The organism is Intrasporangium sp. (assembly GCF_040414665.1).
Lineage (GTDB): Bacteria > Actinomycetota > Actinomycetes > Actinomycetales > Dermatophilaceae > Intrasporangium.
Window position 1 is genome coordinate 67,898 of sequence record NZ_JBEDUL010000165.1, and the last position, 17,615, is coordinate 85,512.

At 70.3% G+C, this 17,615-nt stretch carries 16 protein-coding genes; 4 read left to right on the top strand and 12 right to left on the bottom strand.

The annotated features are described in order from the left end of the window. Positions 1-177: 177 nt before the first annotated feature. The 4 genes from infB to rimP form a co-directional block, all read right to left on the bottom strand. Complete coding sequence (gene infB, locus ABF401_RS17635) at positions 178-3,102, bottom strand: translation initiation factor IF-2 (protein ID WP_353510890.1); 2,925 nt, start codon at positions 3,100-3,102, stop codon at positions 178-180. A gap of 161 nt (positions 3,103-3,263) precedes the next feature. Beyond that, a complete protein-coding gene (locus tag ABF401_RS17640) occupies positions 3,264-3,683 on the bottom strand; it encodes a YlxR family protein (RefSeq protein ID WP_353510891.1) in 420 nt (139 codons plus the stop codon). After that, positions 3,680-4,696: a transcription termination factor NusA gene (gene nusA / locus ABF401_RS17645; protein WP_353510892.1), complete on the bottom strand. Its 1,017-nt coding sequence runs from the start codon at positions 4,694-4,696 to the stop codon at positions 3,680-3,682. Before nusA ends, ABF401_RS17640 begins: the two co-directional genes overlap by 4 nt. After that, entirely contained in the window at positions 4,696-5,271 is a 576-nt protein-coding gene (rimP, locus tag ABF401_RS17650) for a ribosome maturation factor RimP (RefSeq protein ID WP_353510893.1), read from the bottom strand. Before rimP ends, nusA begins: the two co-directional genes overlap by 1 nt. Before the next feature lie 115 nt (positions 5,272-5,386). Between rimP and ABF401_RS17655 the strand changes: the two genes are divergently transcribed. Genes ABF401_RS17655 through ABF401_RS17665 form a run of 3 tightly spaced genes read left to right on the top strand, consistent with a single transcriptional unit; the run spans position 5,387 to position 9,267 of the window. Further along, on the top strand, positions 5,387-6,322 hold the full coding sequence (locus tag ABF401_RS17655) for a hypothetical protein (RefSeq protein ID WP_353510894.1): 936 nt from the start codon (positions 5,387-5,389) through the stop codon (positions 6,320-6,322). After that, positions 6,319-7,227 (top strand): aminoglycoside phosphotransferase family protein, encoded by a 909-nt coding sequence (locus ABF401_RS17660; protein WP_353510895.1) that lies wholly within the window; start codon positions 6,319-6,321, stop codon positions 7,225-7,227. The genes ABF401_RS17655 and ABF401_RS17660 overlap by 4 nt, the downstream gene beginning before the upstream one ends. 30 nt (positions 7,228-7,257) lie before the next feature. Continuing rightward, complete coding sequence (locus tag ABF401_RS17665; protein WP_353510896.1) at positions 7,258-9,267, top strand: thioredoxin domain-containing protein; 2,010 nt, start codon at positions 7,258-7,260, stop codon at positions 9,265-9,267. Positions 9,268-9,415: 148 nt separating this feature from the next. Here the strand turns inward: ABF401_RS17665 and ABF401_RS17670 are convergent, their stop codons facing one another. The 8 genes from ABF401_RS17670 to ABF401_RS17705 all read right to left on the bottom strand — a co-directional run bounded on the left by ABF401_RS17670 (position 9,416) and on the right by ABF401_RS17705 (position 16,634). Beyond that, positions 9,416-10,042 carry an SRPBCC domain-containing protein gene (locus ABF401_RS17670; RefSeq protein WP_353510897.1) on the bottom strand — a complete coding sequence of 209 codons (627 nt, stop codon included), beginning with the start codon at positions 10,040-10,042 and terminating at the stop codon, positions 9,416-9,418. Further along, a complete protein-coding gene (locus ABF401_RS17675) occupies positions 9,984-10,430 on the bottom strand; it encodes an ArsR/SmtB family transcription factor (RefSeq protein WP_353510898.1) in 447 nt (148 codons plus the stop codon). Before ABF401_RS17675 ends, ABF401_RS17670 begins: the two co-directional genes overlap by 59 nt. Positions 10,431-10,477: 47 nt before the next feature. Beyond that, positions 10,478-11,260, bottom strand: a complete 783-nt coding sequence (locus tag ABF401_RS17680; protein WP_353510899.1) for an FAD:protein FMN transferase — start codon at positions 11,258-11,260, stop codon at positions 10,478-10,480. Between the two features lie 10 nt (positions 11,261-11,270). Continuing rightward, the gene (locus ABF401_RS17685) at positions 11,271-11,732 is read right to left on the bottom strand and encodes an FMN-binding protein (RefSeq protein ID WP_353510900.1); all 462 of its coding nucleotides are present in this window, start codon (positions 11,730-11,732) and stop codon (positions 11,271-11,273) included. A 66-nt stretch (positions 11,733-11,798) separates the two neighbouring features. Next, positions 11,799-13,247 carry a ferredoxin reductase family protein gene (locus tag ABF401_RS17690; RefSeq protein WP_353510901.1) on the bottom strand — a complete coding sequence of 483 codons (1,449 nt, stop codon included), beginning with the start codon at positions 13,245-13,247 and terminating at the stop codon, positions 11,799-11,801. 86 nt (positions 13,248-13,333) lie between these two features. After that, positions 13,334-14,119 carry a TSUP family transporter gene (locus ABF401_RS17695; protein WP_353510902.1) on the bottom strand — a complete coding sequence of 262 codons (786 nt, stop codon included), beginning with the start codon at positions 14,117-14,119 and terminating at the stop codon, positions 13,334-13,336. Beyond that, positions 14,116-14,871 carry an HAD family hydrolase gene (locus tag ABF401_RS17700; RefSeq protein ID WP_353510903.1) on the bottom strand — a complete coding sequence of 252 codons (756 nt, stop codon included), beginning with the start codon at positions 14,869-14,871 and terminating at the stop codon, positions 14,116-14,118. The genes ABF401_RS17695 and ABF401_RS17700 overlap by 4 nt, the downstream gene beginning before the upstream one ends. Further along, entirely contained in the window at positions 14,868-16,634 is a 1,767-nt protein-coding gene (locus tag ABF401_RS17705) for a proline--tRNA ligase (protein ID WP_353510904.1), read from the bottom strand. Before ABF401_RS17705 ends, ABF401_RS17700 begins: the two co-directional genes overlap by 4 nt. Before the next feature lie 117 nt (positions 16,635-16,751). Between ABF401_RS17705 and ABF401_RS17710 the strand changes: the two genes are divergently transcribed. Then, complete coding sequence (locus ABF401_RS17710) at positions 16,752-17,558, top strand: methyltransferase domain-containing protein (protein WP_353510905.1); 807 nt, start codon at positions 16,752-16,754, stop codon at positions 17,556-17,558. The last annotated feature ends 57 nt before the right edge of the window (positions 17,559-17,615 follow it).

Below are 17,615 nucleotides of genomic sequence, written 5' to 3' on the forward strand. Positions count from 1 at the left end.
GATGCACAGCCCGAAGGCCGCTTACCCACCCTAGCCGCGGCGGAACAGACCCCTCCCGGAGCCCGCCGGCGCGGCAGGCCCGGGGATCACGGGAGCGAACCCAGCGGCATACGGACTGGATTGCCGACCGAGAGTGCAACTCCTGCTGCTGGCAGGAGTTGCACTCTCGATTCGGGCTCAGGCGCGCGGCTTCTCGCGCATCTCGTAGGTGGCGATGAGGTCACCGATCTGCAGGTCGTTGAACGACCCGAGGTTGATGCCGCACTCGTAGCCCTCGCGCACCTCGGTGACGTCGTCCTTGAACCGCCGCAGGCCGGCGATCTCGACGTTCTCCGACACGACCACCCCGTCGCGGGTGATCCGCGCCTTGGAGCCGCGCTTGATCTCACCGCTGCGGACCAGCGAACCGGCGATGTTGCCGAACTTGCTCGAACGGAAGATCTCGCGAATCTCCGCCGTGCCGAGCTCGACCTCCTCGTACTCCGGCTTGAGCATGCCCTTGAGCGCCGCCTCGACCTCCTCGATGGCCTGGTAGATCACCGAGTAGTAGCGGATCTCGACGCCCTCGCGCTCGGCGTAGTCCGCGTTCTGTCCTTCGGCGCGGACGTTGTAGCCGATGATGACCGCGTTCGAGGCCATCGCGAGGTTGATGTTGTTCATCGTGATGGCGCCGACGCCGCGGTCGATGATCCGCAGGTCGACCTCCTCGCCGACGTCAATCTTGAGGAGCGCGTCCTCCAGGGCCTCGACCGAACCCGACACGTCACCCTTGAGGATGAGGTTGAGGGTCTCGACCTTGCCGGCCGCGAGGGCCTCGTTGAGGTCCTCGAGCGAGATCCGCTTGCGGGCCTTGGCCAGGCTCGCCTGGCGGTCGGCGGCCTCGCGCCGCTCGGCGATCTGACGAGCGGTGCGGTCGTCCGGGGCCACCACGAAGGTGTCACCGGCACGCGGCACCGAGGACAGGCCGAGCACCTGGACCGGTCGGGACGGACCCGCCTGGGTGACGTTCTTGCCGTGCTCGTCGAGCATGGCCCGGACGCGTCCGTGGGCGGAACCGGCGACGATGGCGTCCCCGACCTCGAGGGTGCCCGTCTGGACGAGGACGGTCGCCGTGGCACCACGACCGCGGTCGAGGTTGGCCTCGATGGCGACGCCCTTGGCATCCCGATCCGGGTTGGCGCGCAGGTCGAGGGCGGCGTCCGCCGTCAGCAGGACCGCCTCGAGCAGGCCGTCGATGTTGATGCCCTGCTTGGCAGAGACGTCGACGAACATCGTGTCGCCGCCGTACTCCTCCGCGACGAGGTTGTACTCGGTCAGCTGCTGGCGGATCTTGGCCGGGTTGGCCCCCTCGACGTCGATCTTGTTGACGGCGACGACGATCGGGACGTCCGCGGCCTGGGCGTGGTTGAGCGCCTCAACCGTCTGCGGCATGACGCCGTCGTCGGCGGCGACCACGAGGATCGCGATGTCGGTCACCTTGGCACCACGGGCACGCATGGCGGTGAACGCCTCGTGACCCGGGGTGTCGATGAAGGTGATGGCCCGCTCGACGCCCTCGTGCTCCTTGCGGACCTGGTAGGCACCGATGTGCTGGGTGATGCCACCGGCCTCGCCCGCTGCGACGTCCTCGTTGCGGATCGCGTCGAGCAGTCGCGTCTTGCCGTGGTCGACGTGGCCCATGACGGTCACGACCGGGGGCCGCGCCTCGAGGTCCTCGTCCTCCTCGGACTCGATGCCCGTCTCGAGATCAATGTTGAACTGCTCGAAGAGCTCTCGCTCCTCCTCCTCCGGGGAGACGACCTGGACGTCGTAACCCAGCTCGGCGCCGAGGAGCTTGAAGGTGTCCTCGTCGAGCGACTGCGTTGCCGTCGCCATCTCACCGAGGTGGAAGAGCACCGTGACGAGCGACGCCGGGTTGGCGTTGATCTTGTCGGCGAAGTCGGTCAGCGACGAGCCACGACGCACCCGGATGACGGTCGAGCCGTCACCCCGCGGGACGGTGACGCCGCCGATCGACGGCGCCTGCATCTGCTCGAACTCCTGGCGCTTCGCGCGCTTCGACTTGCGACCGCGGACCGGACGCCCGCCGCCACGGCCGAAGGCGCCCTGCGTGCCACCACGGCCACCGGGACCGCCGCCGCGCGGACCGCCGAAGCCGCCGCGACCACCGCCGGGGGCGCCGCCGCCACCGGGGCCGAAGCCGCCACGGCCACCACCCGGAGCGCCACGGCCCGGACCGCCCGCGGGTCGCTGCCCCGGGCGACCGACCGTGCTGCGCTCCGGCATCATGCCGGGGCTCGGACGGGGGCCACCGGGACGCGGACCCGGGCGGGGGCCGGCACCGGGCGCGCCTCCCTGGCGGGCTGCCGGTGCCCCGGGGCGCGGTGCGGGTCGCTGCTGCGGACGCGGCATGCCCTGGCTCGAGCTGAACGGGTTGTTGCCCGGACGGGGTCCCCCGTCACCCGAGCGCGACCGGGTCTGGCCCATGCCCTGGCTCGACGCGAACGGGTTGTTGCCCGGACGGGGCTGTCCCGGCCTCGGCGCAGGGCGCGGGCCGGGGGTGGGAGCGCCCCCCTGACGGGCGGCCGGAGCGGCATCCCCACGTGCCGCCGGTGCGGCGCCCGCACGGGTGGCTGGGGACGGCGCGGGCCGCGCAGGCGTGGGAGCTGGGGCAGCGGGGGCTGCCTTCGCTGCTGGGGCTGCGGGCGCGGCCGGAGCAGCCGTGGGCGGTGCGGGGGCCGTGGCCGCTGGCGCTGGTGCAGCCACGGGGGCCGCCTTTGCGGCAGGCGCCGGTGCGGGACGGCTCGGGCTGGGCGCACTCTGCGCTGCCTTGGCCGCAGGTGCGGCCGGCGCCGGAGCTGTGCTTGCGGAGGCACTGCTGGGAGCAGGCGAAGCCTTCGCGGCCGTCTTGGCCGGGGCCTTGCCATCGCCTCCAGAGCGGAGCTCCGTCGGGAACGTTTCCTTGATCTTGCGGACGACGGGGGGCTCGATGGTCGACGACGCCGACCGGACGAACTCCCCCTGGCTCTTCAGGTGTGCGAGCAGAACCTTGCTCTCGACTCCGAGCTCCTTCGCGAGCTCGTAGACCCGGACCTTGGCCACATTTCTCCTGTCTTGGTCCGGACCTGACAGGAGGCCGAACCGTGGGTTATTGCTGGGGCTTGCTCATCGCTGATGACTCATCGGAGGCTCATAGCGTTTGACCCGCCTTGGTTCGTTGACGTGTGGTGCACGGCCGTCGGGTGACGACCGATCTCGTGCTGCTACGGGTGCTGGATCCCGAGATGCCGTGCCACCGCGCTGATGTCGACCGGGGCCTGCAGGCGCAGGGCACGTCCGAACGCCTTGCGGCGCACTGCCAGCTCGAAACACTCAGGTCGGGGATGCAACCACGCACCCCGCCCCGGCAGTCGGTGTCCCGGGTCGGGCCGAAGGTGAACCGGAGTGCTTCCCGGTGCATCTGCGTCCTTCTCCGCGACCACTCGCAGCAGGGCCGACCAGCTATCCGTTCCTCGACATCCCACACAGGTGCGGGACGGCTCGGCGCGGAGTCCAGTCCGGTCGGCCACAGAACAGTCTAACCCGTATGCCGCGAAGTCTCGTCCCGGGGGCCCTTCCCTCTGATCGAGTGGACAGCTTTTTGGGTCGGCCGCGGCGAAGCCGCATCCCCAGAAGCTGTTCACTCGATCGCAGGCGGGGCCTCGGTGTCCGGGCGGATGTCGATGCGCCAACCCGTCAGCTTGGCGGCGAGGCGGGCGTTCTGGCCCTCCTTGCCGATCGCGAGGCTGAGCTGGTAGTCGGGCACGATGACCCTGGCCGTGCGGGCGGCGGCGTCGACGATCTCGACGGCCTGGACCCGCGCGGGCGAGAGGGCAGCGGCGACGAAGTTGGCTGGCTCGTCCGAGTAGTCGACGATGTCGATCTTCTCGCCGCGCAGCTCCGTCATGACGGCACGCACCCGAGCTCCCATGGGACCGATGCAGGCGCCCTTGGCGTTGACGCCGGGCACCTTGGAGCGGACCGCGATCTTCGTCCGGTGCCCCGCCTCTCGCGCGAGGGCGGCGATCTCGACGGTGCCGTCGGCGATCTCCGGCACCTCGAACTTGAACAGGGTGCGCACGAGGTTGGGGTGCGTCCGGGACAGGCCCACCTGCGGCCCCCTCGGGCCCCGCTTGACGCTGACGACGTAGCAGCGCAGACGCTCGCCGTGGACGTACCGCTCCCCCGGCACCTGCTCGGCGAGCGGGAGGATCCCCTCGACGCTGCCGAAGTCGACGAGGACGTTCCGCGGGTCCTGGCTCTGCTGGATGATGCCGGAGATGACGTCGCCCTCGCGGCCCTTGAAGTCGCCGAGGATCGCCTCGTCCTCCAGGTCGCGCAGACGCTGGACGATCACCTGACGGGCCGTCGACGCGGCGATCCGACCGAAGCCCTCCGGGGTGTCGTCGAACTCCGGACCCGGCTCGTCCCGCTCGGCGCGCTCGCCCTCCTCTGCCGGGAGGAGCTCACCCTCCTCCCGGGCCCAGACGATGACGTGCCCGGTCTTGCGGTCGAGCTCGACGCGTGCGAGACGGTAGCTGCCGTCGGTGCGGTGGTAGGCCACGAGAAGGGCCTGCTCGATGGCGGGGATGAGCACGTCGAGGCTTAGGTCTCGCTCCCGCTCGAGGGCTCTGAGGGCGGCAAGGTCGATGTCCATCAGTGGTCCTCCTCCACGCCGGCGACTCCGGCGTCCATGTCGGCGGCATCCGGAGCAGACGAGCTCGCGTCGGCCCGCTTGAACTCGACCTGAACCGTCCCCCGCTGGACCGAGTCCAGCTCGATCCGCTGGATGCGGGCGGCGGCCTGCTTCGTGGCCGGGACCTCGACGGTCAGGCGATCCGCACCCACCTCGGTGAGCCGCCCCGTGACCGAGCCACCCTCGTGGACGACCTCGACGAGCCGACCGACCTGGCGGCGGAACTGGTCGCGGGACTTCAGGGCCCGGCCGACGCCCGGCGAGCTCACCTCGAGGACGTACGGCGACCCGCCCATGACGTCGGAGTCGTCGAGGCGGTCGCTGACGACACGAGTCGCCTCGGCGACGTCGTCGAGAGAGATGGGCGGGACGGGGCTGGACGAGTCGGCCGGATCCAGCCTGGCGATGTCCGTGTCCACGAGGACGCGCACCACCCTGCGTTTGCCGGCCGGGCTGATGGTGACGTCCTCGATGACGAGCCCGAGCGGCGCGAGAGCGGGCTCGATGGTGGCTCTGATCTGCTCGGCCGTGCTCATCGCCCACACCTCCTGCTCTTCTCGAATCCCGGCGCTCACCGTCTGGGATGCCCGCCGCGTGGCTCTACTCTAGCCGCGCGCCTGATGACGCACGTCCCGTGGGAGGATCTGACCCATGAATGGCGACACCCGGGCGCACGGGTCCCGGGTGCAGCTCCCGCCGGTGTCGACGACCCGACGCCTGTTCCTCGTCGGGGGCGGCGCGGCCCTGCTGGCGGCAGTCACGGGCTGCGGTTTGCGCGTCGACCTCCCCCAGCCCCCGCCGCCGGTCCCGACGAGACGCCGCGCTCCCGACGAAGCCCTCATCATCGGGGTCGTCAGGGACCTGGACGCACTCCTCCGGTCGTGGCCGGCTGCGGCCAAGCCCGCCGCGCTCAAGGAGTCCCGATCACTGCTCACCGAGCTGCGCACGGTGCTGGTCGGCCGTCTGACGAACGACGGGGTGCCCACGGCGGAGATCACCTCGGCCCCGACGTCGACGCCAACGGCAAAGACCCTCTCGGTCGGCGAGCTGAGGAAGAGGCTGGCCGCCCTCCCCTCGGCGCATCTGGAGGCCACGGCGAGCGCAACGGCTGAGACGCGGGAACTGCTGACGGCGGCATACGGCACGATCTTCGCCTCGGCGCAGCGCCTCGGAGCGGAGGCCGCACCCGCCTCGGAGGCGAGCCCGGTGCGGCCGCAGCTCGCCGAGCGCACGTCGCCGCTGGTCTACGCCTTCGAGGTGGTCGCGGCGCAGTCCTCAAAGACGCAGCGCCGCCAGGCGTTGGGCACCCTCGAGCGTCTGCGCGGCCTCGAGCGACTCGTCGGGCGCGACGACGCCGCGAGCGGATGGTCGCTCCCCTTCCCCGTGACCGACCAGCGCAGCGCCCGCCGCCTCGGGGACACCGTGCTGAAGCGTGCCGTCGGCGGCATCGGTGAGGTCCTCGGCGCCGCGCCGACGACCCAGTCGCTCGATGACGTGGCTCGCTGGGTTGCCGCGGTCCAGCTCGCCGGCGACACGTGGGGTCTCGATCCCGTCGCGTTCCCCGGGATGGAGCAGCCGGACCGGTGATCGACCTCATCCCGCTGCACTTCGCCCATCACATCGCGGGCTTCGATGCGGATGGGTACGTCTCTGGCGAGCACTGGTTGCAGACGCTTCCGGGACTGCTCCGCGACCTGGTGGACGAGTGGGAGCTCGAGCCGACCGGGCGGAGCATGAGCGGCTTCTGCTCCGTCGTCATCCCCGTGCGGATCCTCGAAACCGGTGGCACGGCCGTCCTCAAGGTGACCTGGCCGCATCCGGAGGCGGCCACGGAGGCCCTCGCGCTCCAGACCTGGAACGGACATGGCGCGGTCCGGCTCGTCCGGGCGGACCCCGCCCGTTTTGCGCTGCTGCTCGAGCGCCTCGATACCCGGGACCTGACCGACGTTCCCATCGACGACGCGTGCGCCGTCATCGGCGACCTGCTGACCACGCTGCGCCGCCCACCGCACCCGCGAGTCCCCCGCCTCAGGGACTACGCAGCGCGGCAGGCGCAGGAGCTGCGCGCCGCGCCGCCGGTCATCCCACGGCGCTACCTCGACCAGGCGGCCGCCCTCGCCCGCGAGCTGATCGCCCGACCTCCGTCCGAGGAGCGCCTCCTCCACACCGACCTCCACTACGCGAACGTCCTGGCCGCCGACCGGGCCCCCTGGCTCGCCATCGACCCCAAGCCGATGGCGGGGGACCCGGCATTCGAGGTGGCACCAGCCCTCTGGAACCGCGACGACGAGCTCGGCACCGGCTCCCAGGTCCGCTGGTCGCTCCGCCGCCGCCTGGAGATCATCTGCGAGCGAGGTGGCCTGGACGAGGGGCGCGCGCGGGCGTGGACCATCGTGCGCGAGGCGGACAACGCGCTCGAGGTCGCGGACGACCCGTCGGCGCGCGACCGGATCAGTCTGGCGGTCATGATCATCAAGGCGATGAACGACTGAGGCCGTCCATCCGTCGCCTAGCGTGGGGTGATGAGCAACCGACTCAGCGCGGCCACCAGCCCGTATCTCCTCCAGCACCGGGACAACCCGGTCCACTGGCAGGAGTGGGGTGATGCTGCCTTCGCCGAGGCGCGTGAGCGCAATGTCCCCGTCCTCTTGTCGGTGGGCTACGCCGCGTGCCACTGGTGCCACGTCATGGCGCACGAGTCCTTCGAGGACGAGCACGTGGCCCAAGCGCTGAACGACCGGTTCGTGTCCGTCAAGGTGGATCGTGAGGAGCGACCCGACATCGACGCGGTCTACATGTCCGCGGTCACCGCTTTGACGGGCCAGGGCGGGTGGCCGATGACGGTCTTCCTCACCCCCGACCGACAGCCCTTCTTCGCCGGCACCTACTTCCCTCGCGAGCACTTCCTTCGCATCATCGACGCCATCGACGAGGCGTGGCGCACCCGAGAGGACGAGGTGCGCGCCTCCGGCCTTCACATCGCCGGTGCCCTTCGCGAGGCCGTCGGAAGCCCTCAGCCGTATGCCGCTGAGCTCGCTGAGCTCGACCGTGCAGTCATCATGTTGTCGGGTCAGTTCGACTCCGCCGCAGGTGGATTCGGGACGGCGCCGAAGTTCCCGCCGTCGATGGTGCTCGAGTTCCTGCTGCGACACCATGCCCGGACCGGTGACGACGCATCGCTTGCCATGGCGAACCGGACCCTCGAGGCGATGGCTCGTAGCGGCATGTACGACCAGGTCGGCGGGGGTTTCGCGCGCTACTCCGTGGACGCGAGCTGGGTCGTGCCGCACTTCGAGAAGATGCTCTACGACAACGCGCTGTTGTTGCGGGTGTACGCGCACTGGTGGCGTCTGAATGGCAGGCCCTTGGCGGAGAAGGTGGCTCGGGAGACGGCAACCTTCCTTCTCGATGCGCTGCGCACGGCCGAGGGCGGGTTCGCGTCCTCGCTCGATGCCGACACGAACGGCGTCGAAGGCCTGACCTACGTCTGGACCCCTGGTGAGCTCATCGAAGTGCTGGGTGAGGACGACGGCGTTCGCGCCGCACGGCTTCTGTCGGTGACCGCGGGTGGGACGTTCGAGCACGGCACCTCGACCCTTCAGCTCCTCAGCGATCCCGACGACCGGACCTGGTTCGACGACGTGCGGGGGCGGCTCGCTGGTGCCAGGGCCGAGCGTCCCCAACCAGCCCGGGACGACAAGGTCGTGACGTCGTGGAACGGTCTCGCCATCGCCGCCCTGGCGGAGGCCGGGGCGATCCTCGACGAGCCAGAGTGGGTCACGGCGGCTGCCAGCTGCGCGGACCTGGTGCTCGATGTGCATGTCGTCGACGGGCACCTTCGGCGTGCCTCCCGGGACGGCCGCGTCGGCGAGGCTGCGGGGGTGGCCGATGACCACGGCAACTTCGCCGAGGGGCTGCTCGCGCTGCATCAGGCGACGGGCGAGGCGCGGTGGCTCTTCGCTGCGAAACGGCTGCTGGCGCAGGCGCGAGACCGCTTTGCCGCCGAGGACGGCGGCTTCCACGACACCGCCTCGGACGCGGAGCAGCTGTTCCTGCGTCCGCGCAGCGGCGCCGACAACGCCGAGCCATCCGGCCAGTCCGCTCTCGCCGGCGCTCTGGTGACGCTCGGCGCTCTGACCGGCTCCTCGGACGACGTCGAGGCAGGGCGCCGCGCCGTCGAGGCCGGGATGGCACTCGCCGTCCGCGAGCCCCGCTTCGGTGGGTGGACCCTCACTGTCGCGGAGGCCCTTGCGGCCGGGCCGCTCCAGGTCGCCATCGTCGGCGACGGGGTCAGCGGCGAAGCACTCGCCCGCACCACGCGGCTCTCGTCGAGCCCCGGCCTGGTGCTCGTCCACGGGGAGCCCGATACGCCCGGGATCCCCCTGCTCGCGGATCGCCCTCTTGTGGAAGGCAACCCAGCGGCATACGTCTGCCGTGGTTTCGTGTGCGACCGGCCGGTGACGACGACCGAGGAACTCAGCCAGGCCATCTCAGGCCGCGCGCGAGGGACAATGCCTGCCCACTCGACCTAGCGGGTGGGGCCAAGTCCTCGTCGAGTGTGCAGTTCGCGCCCGGCGAGAACTGCACACTCGACGACAGGCCTGCTCGAGTGGGCGCCGTGCGCCCGGCGCGAACTGCACACTCGACGAGAAAAGTGGGCGGGAGTCAGGGCTGGCGCGATCAGGCGTCGCCCGTGTAGGCAGCCAGGCAGCGTTGCGCGGCGGCTTCGGCGGCCGCGCGATCCTCGCCCGATGCGATCTGCGCCTCCGTCCAGCCGGCGAGGCTGCGTTTCATGAACTCGAGGCCTTCGGGGCTCATCTGCCACTCGAGCGCCTGGGCGTCGTCGAGGTGCTCGCCAGTGGTCAGGTGCATCGAGAGCCCGAGGAGCATCATGTCCCAGCCGATGCCGACCGCTCCGGGACCGAAGTCCGGCCACCGCTCGTCGACGTGCGCGATGTGCTCGACGCGGAGCTGGGAGCTGTCACCCTCCGCCCGGAACGTGGCGACGACCCACGAGACGCCCATGGCACCGAACTCCCACGTGAGGCGGATGCGGTCCTGGGGCACGCACTCCTCGATGGTGCCGCCGGCATTGCCGTGGAGCTGGTAGTGGCCGCCCTCGCGGAGGTCACCGGTGACCGGCATGAGCCACCGCGAGATCCGCTCGGCATCGGTGCAGGCGTCCCAGAGGTCCGCGAGAGGCACCGGGTAGGTCTGGGTGAGGACGACCGACTTGGTCTCTCGGTCGTCACGGCTTCCCGTTCCGACGGCGCGGTCCACGGCGTCGAGCTGGTCCAGCGTTTTCATCGGGAACTCCTTTGTGAGGTGTGTTCTCTTCGTTGGCATGGTCGGTTGGGGCCGGCGTCTGCGCAGCCGCGGCTCGTCTGCCCCGCCGCAGCTCCGTGCCGAGGGCGTCGAGCCGCTGCGTCCAGAAGGCCCGGAAGTGCGAGAGCCACATGTCCAGCTCCTCCAATGGAGCAGGGTCAACGGCATAGATCCGCCGGGTGCCCTCGGCTCGAACCGTGGTGAACCCGTTGTCGCGCAGCACCTTCAGGTGCTGCGAGACGGCCGGGTGCGAGATGCCGAACTCGTCGCCGATGACCCGCGCCAGCTCGCCTGACGACTGCTCCCCCTGGGAAAGGAGGACGAGCAGCCGTCGGCGAACCGGGTCACCGAGAACGTCGAATGCGTGCACGAGCCAAGTATTTTCGCTTCTGCTTAATTAAGTCAAGACCAAAATTGCTACAACGCAGTTGAGAGGTAGTCCGGCGCGGCCAGGGCAAAGGCGTCACGTGCCCGCTCTCCACCGACGAACAGCGCGGTCGCCCAGATGTCTGCCCACACGAGCTCCGGACCCATGACAGTCACCGAGCCGGAACGTCCGACGTGCTCGCCGGTGGCCGGGTCGTACAGGTGCGCGCCCCGCGCCGCCGTGCCGGAGGTGGCGACTGCGCCGTGCGTCATCTGGACCGTTCCCGCGATGGCGGACCGATTCCGTGGGTCCTCGATCCCGACCCGCCAGCTGATCGATCCCGGGCCGCTGAGCGGCAGGTCTGCGCCGACGCCGATCATCAGGTCACCGCCAGCGTTGATGCAGTAGGACAGGCCAGCGAGACCGACCAGCTCTCGAGCCGCTCGCTCCACCGCCCAACCCTTGACCAGGCCGGTCGGGTCGAACGCGAGGTCTCCCGCGCCGGTCGGCAGCAGCGTGGTGAACGCCCCACACGTCCGCTGCTCGGCGAGTTCTCCGACGCCCAGCACGTCGCGCACCTCGTCCGAGCATTCGTCGATCGACAGCTCGCCGCGACGCAACCGCATGACCTCGCTGTCGGTGCGGTAGGTCGAGAAGATGCCCTCGAGCCGTCGTAACGTCGCGTAGGCGGCCTGCACCGCAGCGCTCGAACGGGACTCGTCGATCGCCTCGCCCCTGAGGTGGATGCTCACCGGCAGCCCCATGACCTGCTCCACCCAGGCCCTTCGCTGCAGCGGACGGCCTGCCGGGCTCTTCATCGTCGGCGTCGTCATGTCCGGCCCCTCACAGGTGAGCCTGGTCGATGGCCGACTGGAGTGAGGAGGTGTAGCCCTCCCACGTCACGGTCGCCCCCGACACGACGTCGATGTCGGCCGACTGGACGTCCACCGCCTCGGAGTTGTAGACCGGCACGGCCTGCGAGTTGATCATCTGGTCGTGGCGGTCCGCCGTCGGGAACTGGATCGCCTCCGCAGCAGTGATCCGACCCCCGTCGACGGTGATCCGCACTTGGACCACGCCGTACCGAGTCATGACCTCGTCCCCGGAGAAGGTGCCAGAAGCACCCGACGGCGAGGTCGAGGAGGTCGTCGGCTGCGAGCTCGACGGGGTCGCCGACTGCTGGCTGACCACCGCCTGCGTGGTCAACGACGGCAGCGCGGCGACGGAGGACCGTGACGTGTGATAGCTGAAGAGCAGGACCAGAACAGTCAGAGTGCTCAGGGCCCAGAAGGTGATGCGTCGCATGGTGGTTTCCTCATCGTGCGTGCGGTGGGTTCGCTGGTGTCCGGGTAGGCGAGGGCCGAGTTCGGTTCAGGTGGTGAAGCGCTCGTGGTGGATCGCCTCGGGCGGGACCCCTGACCGTTGGGCGGCACGGATGACGAGCTCCATCCAGGGCGCACTGCCACACACGTAGACCTCACGGTGGGCGATGTCGGGGACGATCGAGCGAAGGGCCTCGGCGTCGTCCACCTGGGCCGCGTCCTCCGGGAGCCAGCTGTGGCGGCTGGTGGCTCGGGGACCGAGCATCGAGAGCACGCGAGCGCCCTTGGACTCCGCCAGTGACAGCAGCTCATCGGTCAACACCAGCTCGTCCCCGCTGCTCGCCCGATAGACGACCACCGTCCGGTCGGTCCCCGCCGGCAGTTCCTCGAGGAGGGCGCGCAGCGGAGTGATGCCGATGCCGGCGCCCATGAGCAGCCATCTGTCCCGGACCGCCACCCCGGCATGAAGCCGGCCGTACGGCCCTTCGAGGAGCACCCTGGTGCCGGGGGCGAGGCCGGCGAGCCGCGCGGATGAGTCGCCGACGCCCCTCGCGGTGATCCGCAGCGTCTGGCCGTTCGGAGCCGCCGACAAGGAGTAGGGGTTCGCCCGCGACCAACCCGGAGCCCCGAGGAAGCGCCACTGGAAGAACTGCCCCGCCCGAGCCGGCAGCCGGTGGAGATCGCGACCCTCCATCACGACGGACACGACGTCCGGCGACTCGGCCACCACGTCACGCACGACGAGCGCATGACGGCGGGAGCGGAGGAGCGGCAGGACGACACGGAAGGCGACGACGGACGCGAGCACAGCGGCATACAGCCCCCACCAGAACACCGTGGCGACGGTGCTCGACCGGAAGTCCCGTCCCGTCCACAGCTGGTGCGGCAGCGCCAGTCCGGCACCGAGGTAGGCGTAGAGGTGGAGGAGGTGCCACGACTCGTAGCGCAATCGTGCCCGGGCCCTCCTGAGGGACGTGAGCGCAACCATGACGAGGGCGATGGCGCCGGCCAGCGCCAACAGCATTCCGGGCGAACCCAGCACCTCGTCGAGGAAGGTGGCGAGCACCTCCGCCCCCGTGCCCATGGCGTAGCCGACGATGGTGAGCGCGATGTGGGTGAGCATCAGGCTGAAGGAGGTGAAGCCGACGATTCGGTGCACCCGGGCCAGCTCGTCCTGGCCCCACGCCTGCTCGACCCAGGGGATCCGGGCCATGATCGCGACCTGGATCAGGATGAGGACCGAGGCAAGCAGACCGCTGAGACGCCCGACGCTGGTCACGGCGTCGGCGGCGGAACCCATGAGACCCAGCTCGCCCAACGCGCCTCCACCGAGCCAGAGGCAGACGACGAAGAGGACGAGCCCCCAAGCGATGATGGCGGAGGCATCGCGCCACCATCCCGGGACCCGCTTGATGTCGCCGCGGTCCGCTCGAAACGCAGTCGATGGACCTCGCCAGGTCGAAGACGTCGAGTAGTCGGGGGTTCGGGGCCTCGTCATGGCCTCGACCCTTCGGCCGAGCCCTGTGGCCTTTCTGTGAGGTCAGAGTGACCCCAGTGTGAGTGTCGCCCCTCGCGCCCCGGGGTTCAGGTCCACCAGCCGAGGAGGCTGCCGCCGATCCGGACGATGAAGGCCGAGACGATCAGGACGAACACGGCCCGGACGAAGCCGCTGCCCCGGGCGACCGCGGTGCGAGCCCCGATGTAGCCGCCTGCGATGTTGCCCATCGCCATGACGAGGCCGACCTGCCACAGGACGTGCCCGCCCGGGGCGAAGACCGTCAACGCGCCGAGGTTGGTCGCGAAGTTGGCGATCTTCGCCTTCACGCTGGCCTCGAGGAAGGTGTATCCGAGCAGGCCGACGAGGGCGAAGACGAGGAACGACCCGGTACCCGGGCCGAGCGCCCCGTCGTAGACGCCGATGACGAATCCGGTGAGCATCGCGAGCGCGACGTGCTTGTGCCCGTGAAAGCGCTTGATCGACTCCCGGCCGAGGTCCGGCCGCAGGATCGTGTAGGCGCCGACGACGACGAGGAGCACGAGGATGATCGGGTAGAACGCCGACTTGGGGATGTGCAGCCCGATGACGGCGCCGCCGATGGCTCCGAGATAGGCGACCCCCGCCATGGGCAGCGCCGTTCGCAGGTCGGCGCCCACGCGTCGGAAGTAGGTCACCGAGCTGGTCGCCGTGCCGAAGATCGAGCTCACCTTGTTTGTCGCGAGCAGCTGCGCAGGAGTCGCGGACGGGATCCCGATGAGCAGGGCCGGCAGCTGGATCAGGCCGCCACCACCGACGACCGCGTCGATCCAGCCCGCGGCGAGGGCCGCGACGCCCAGCAGGGCGATGACGCCCGGCGTCAGGTCCTCCGTCAAAGGAGGTTCCAGGCGTCGACGATCGTCGCGATGTCGACGAGGTCGTGCGCAACGGCGTCGGGAGTCGCCTCGTGCGACACCTGCTGGTCGACCGGGATCTCGGAGTGTGGGATCCAGATGGCCCGCATCCCGACCTGCTGCGGGCCGTGCACGTCCTCGAAGGAGCGGTCCCCGACGTAGGCACACTCGTCGGCGGAGACCCCCAACGCACCAGCGGCATGGGCGAAGATCTCTGCCTGGGGCTTCACCCACGGCACTTCGCTCGAGTAGACATCTGCATCGATGAGGTCAAGCACGCCGTCTCGCTCGAAGATGCCCCGGTGGTAGTCGCGGTCCCAGATCGTGTTGGACAGCACGCCGATGCGGATCCCCTTGGCGCGCAGCGATTCCCACAGCGGGCCGATGGCGGGATGGGTGAAGGTGTGCGGCTCCCAGAACGCACGGTAGGCCGCGGTGCCGGCCTCCGTCCGGGCGTCCCCGTGCGGCAGGCCGCAGGACTCGAGGATCTCGTGGAGGCGCGCGCTCAGCCCCTCGGAGCGGCCGCGCTTCCACGCGAGGTCCTCCGCGGCAAACAGGGCGCTCACGAGGTCGTCGCGCGAGCATGCCACCAGACCGGCGCCGTCGGCGAAGGCGGTCCACTGCGCACGAAGGTCAACCGTGTGCCACGGCGTGATGGTGCCGCCCCAGTCGAAGATGACCGCCTTGACCAGCGCCCTGCCGGGGCGCGTGGACGCCGATTCGGTATCGGTCACGAGCCCCGCACCTCGGCGAGCACCGACTCGGCGGCCGTGTCCAGAGCCACCTCGCGGCGCTCCCCCGAGCGGCGGTCCTTGATCTCGACCTTCCCCTCGGCGAGGCCGCGGCCGACGACGACGATGGTCGGCACCCCGATGAGCTCGGAGTCCTTGAACTTGACGCCCGGGCTGACGCCACGGCGGTCGTCGACGATGCAGGTCAGACCCCGGGCCTCGAGCTCGCGCGCCAGGTTCTCTGCCGCGACGAAGAGCGGCTCGTCCTTGCCCGCGGCAACGATGTGGACGTCCGCCGGCGAGAGCTCACGGGGCCAGATGATGCCGGCGTCGTCGTAGTTGCCCTCGACGACGCAGGCCACGGCACGCGAGACGCCGACGCCGTAGGACCCCATGACGACCGTCGCCAGCTTGCCGTTCTGGTCGAGGACCCGGAGGTCGAGCGCCTCGGCGTACTTCTTGCCGAGCTGGAAGACGTGACCCATCTCGATGCCGCGGGCTCCCTCGAGGACGTGGTCACAGTTCGGGCAGGGGTCACCGAAGCGCACCTCGGCCGCCTCGATCGTCCCGTCACCCGTGAAGTCACGGCCGACGACGAGGTCGATCACGTGGCGGCCGGGCTCGTTCGCGCCGGTGACCCACCGCGTGCCCTCGGAGATTCGAGGGTCGAGCAGGTAGCGGATGCCCGTCGTGCCCTCGGTCCCGAGCGCTCCGGGGCCGATGTAGCCCTTGACGAGCCCGGGGTGCTCCGCGAACGCCTTCTCGTCGAAGGCCTCCACCTCGGCCGGCTCGACCTGGGCACCGAGCCGCTTCTCGTCGACGTCACGGTCGCCGGGCACGCCGATGGCCAGCGGTTCGCGCGTTCCGTCGGGGTGAACGAGCGTGACGACGACGTTCTTGAGCGTGTCGCCCGCCGTCCATGCGCGGTCGTCCCGCGGGAAGTGCTCGTTGAGGTGGGCGACGAGGGTCTCGATCGTCGGCGTGTCCGGCGTGTCCTCCGCATGGGCTGCCGGCACCCCGTCCCACCCGACCGGCTCCGGGACCGGGACCTTGACCGCCTCGACGTTGGCGGCGTACCCGCAGTTGCTGCAGCGGACGTAGGTGTCCTCGCCCACCTCCGCGGTGGCGAGGAACTCCTCGCTCTTGGACCCGCCCATCGCGCCGGCCATCGCCTCGACGATGACGTAGTGGAACCCGAGCCGGTCGAAGATCCGCACATAGGCCTCGCGGTGGGCCTGGTAGCTCTTGTCCAGGCCCGCCTCGTCGAGGTCGAACGAGTAGCTGTCCTTCATGACGAACTCGCGGGCGCGGAGCAGGCCGGCGCGCGGCCGGGCCTCGTCGCGGTACTTCGTCTGGATCTGGTAGATCGACAGCGGCAGGTCCTTGTACGAGGAGTAGAGGTCCTTGACCGTGAGGGTGAACATCTCCTCGTGGGTCGGCCCGAGCAGGTAGTCGGCCTGCTTGCGGTCCTTGAGCCGGAAGATGTTGTCGCCGTACTCCATCCACCGACCGGTCGACTCGAACGGCTCCCTCGGCAGCAGGGCCGGGAAGAGCAGCTCCTGCGAGCCGATGGCGTCCATCTCCTCGCGGACGACGCGCTCGACGTTGCGCAGCACCCGCAGGCCCAGCGGCAGCCACGTGTAGACGCCCGGGCTGACCCGGCGGATGTAGCCCGCCCGGACGAGGAGCCGGTGGCTCGGGACCTCAGCGTCCGCCGGGTCCTCGCGCAGGGTGCGCAGGAACAGGGACGACATGTGCAGGACCACGGGCTGGCTCCTCGGGACGTGGTGGGCAGTGACGTTGACGACGGAAGGATATCTGCCGTATGCCGCTGGGCTCGCCTCCGTTTCCGCGCTCGCTGGGTGCCCCGTACGGTCGGACGCATGGGCGACGTCTACCTCCACGGCCACCATCCCAGCGTCATCGCGTCCCACGGCGTGCGCACCGCCGCCGACTCAGCGGCATACCTCCTGCCCCACCTGCGAGAGGGCACGTCCATGCTCGACGTCGGCTGCGGCCCGGGGACCATCACGCTCGACCTCGCCGACGCGGTCGGCACCGGCCAGGTGATCGGGATCGAACCGGTCGAGGAACCGCTCGTCGAGGCCCGCCGCAACGCGGCTGTGCGTGGCGATCGTCGGACTCAGTTCCTGCGGGCTGACGTCTACGAGCTGCCTTGGGAGGCGGACACCTTCGACGTCGTGCACGCCCACCAGGTCCTCCAGCACCTGGTCGACCCGGTGGCCGCGCTGCGGGAGATGGCGCGCGTCGCGCGGTCCGGCGGACTGCTGGCCGTCCGTGACGTGGACTACGCCTCGATGGTCTGGTACCCCGCGTCCGACGGCATGACTCACTGGCTCGACCTCTACCGTCGGCTCGCCCGAGCCAACCGGGCGATGCCCGACGCCGGACGGCGCCTGCTCGCCTGGTCGCACGCGGCGGGTCTTGACGACCTCGCGCCCTCGGCGTCGTTGTGGACCTACTCGACGCCCGAGCAGACCGCATGGTGGGGCGGCGTCTGGGCGCGTCGCACTCTCGAGTCGACGTACGCGAGCCAGGCGATCGAACGCGGTCTCGCCAGCCGAGCCGACCTCGAGCGGATCAGCCGGGACTGGGCTGCGTGGTCGCAGCACCCGGACGCCTGGTTCGCCATGACCCACGGCGAGGTCGTCGCACGCGTGTCCCACTGAGCGGGTGCGATGTGCGAAAGTCGGTGGAGCACCTCCCCGCGCCTTGGGACAGTGGTC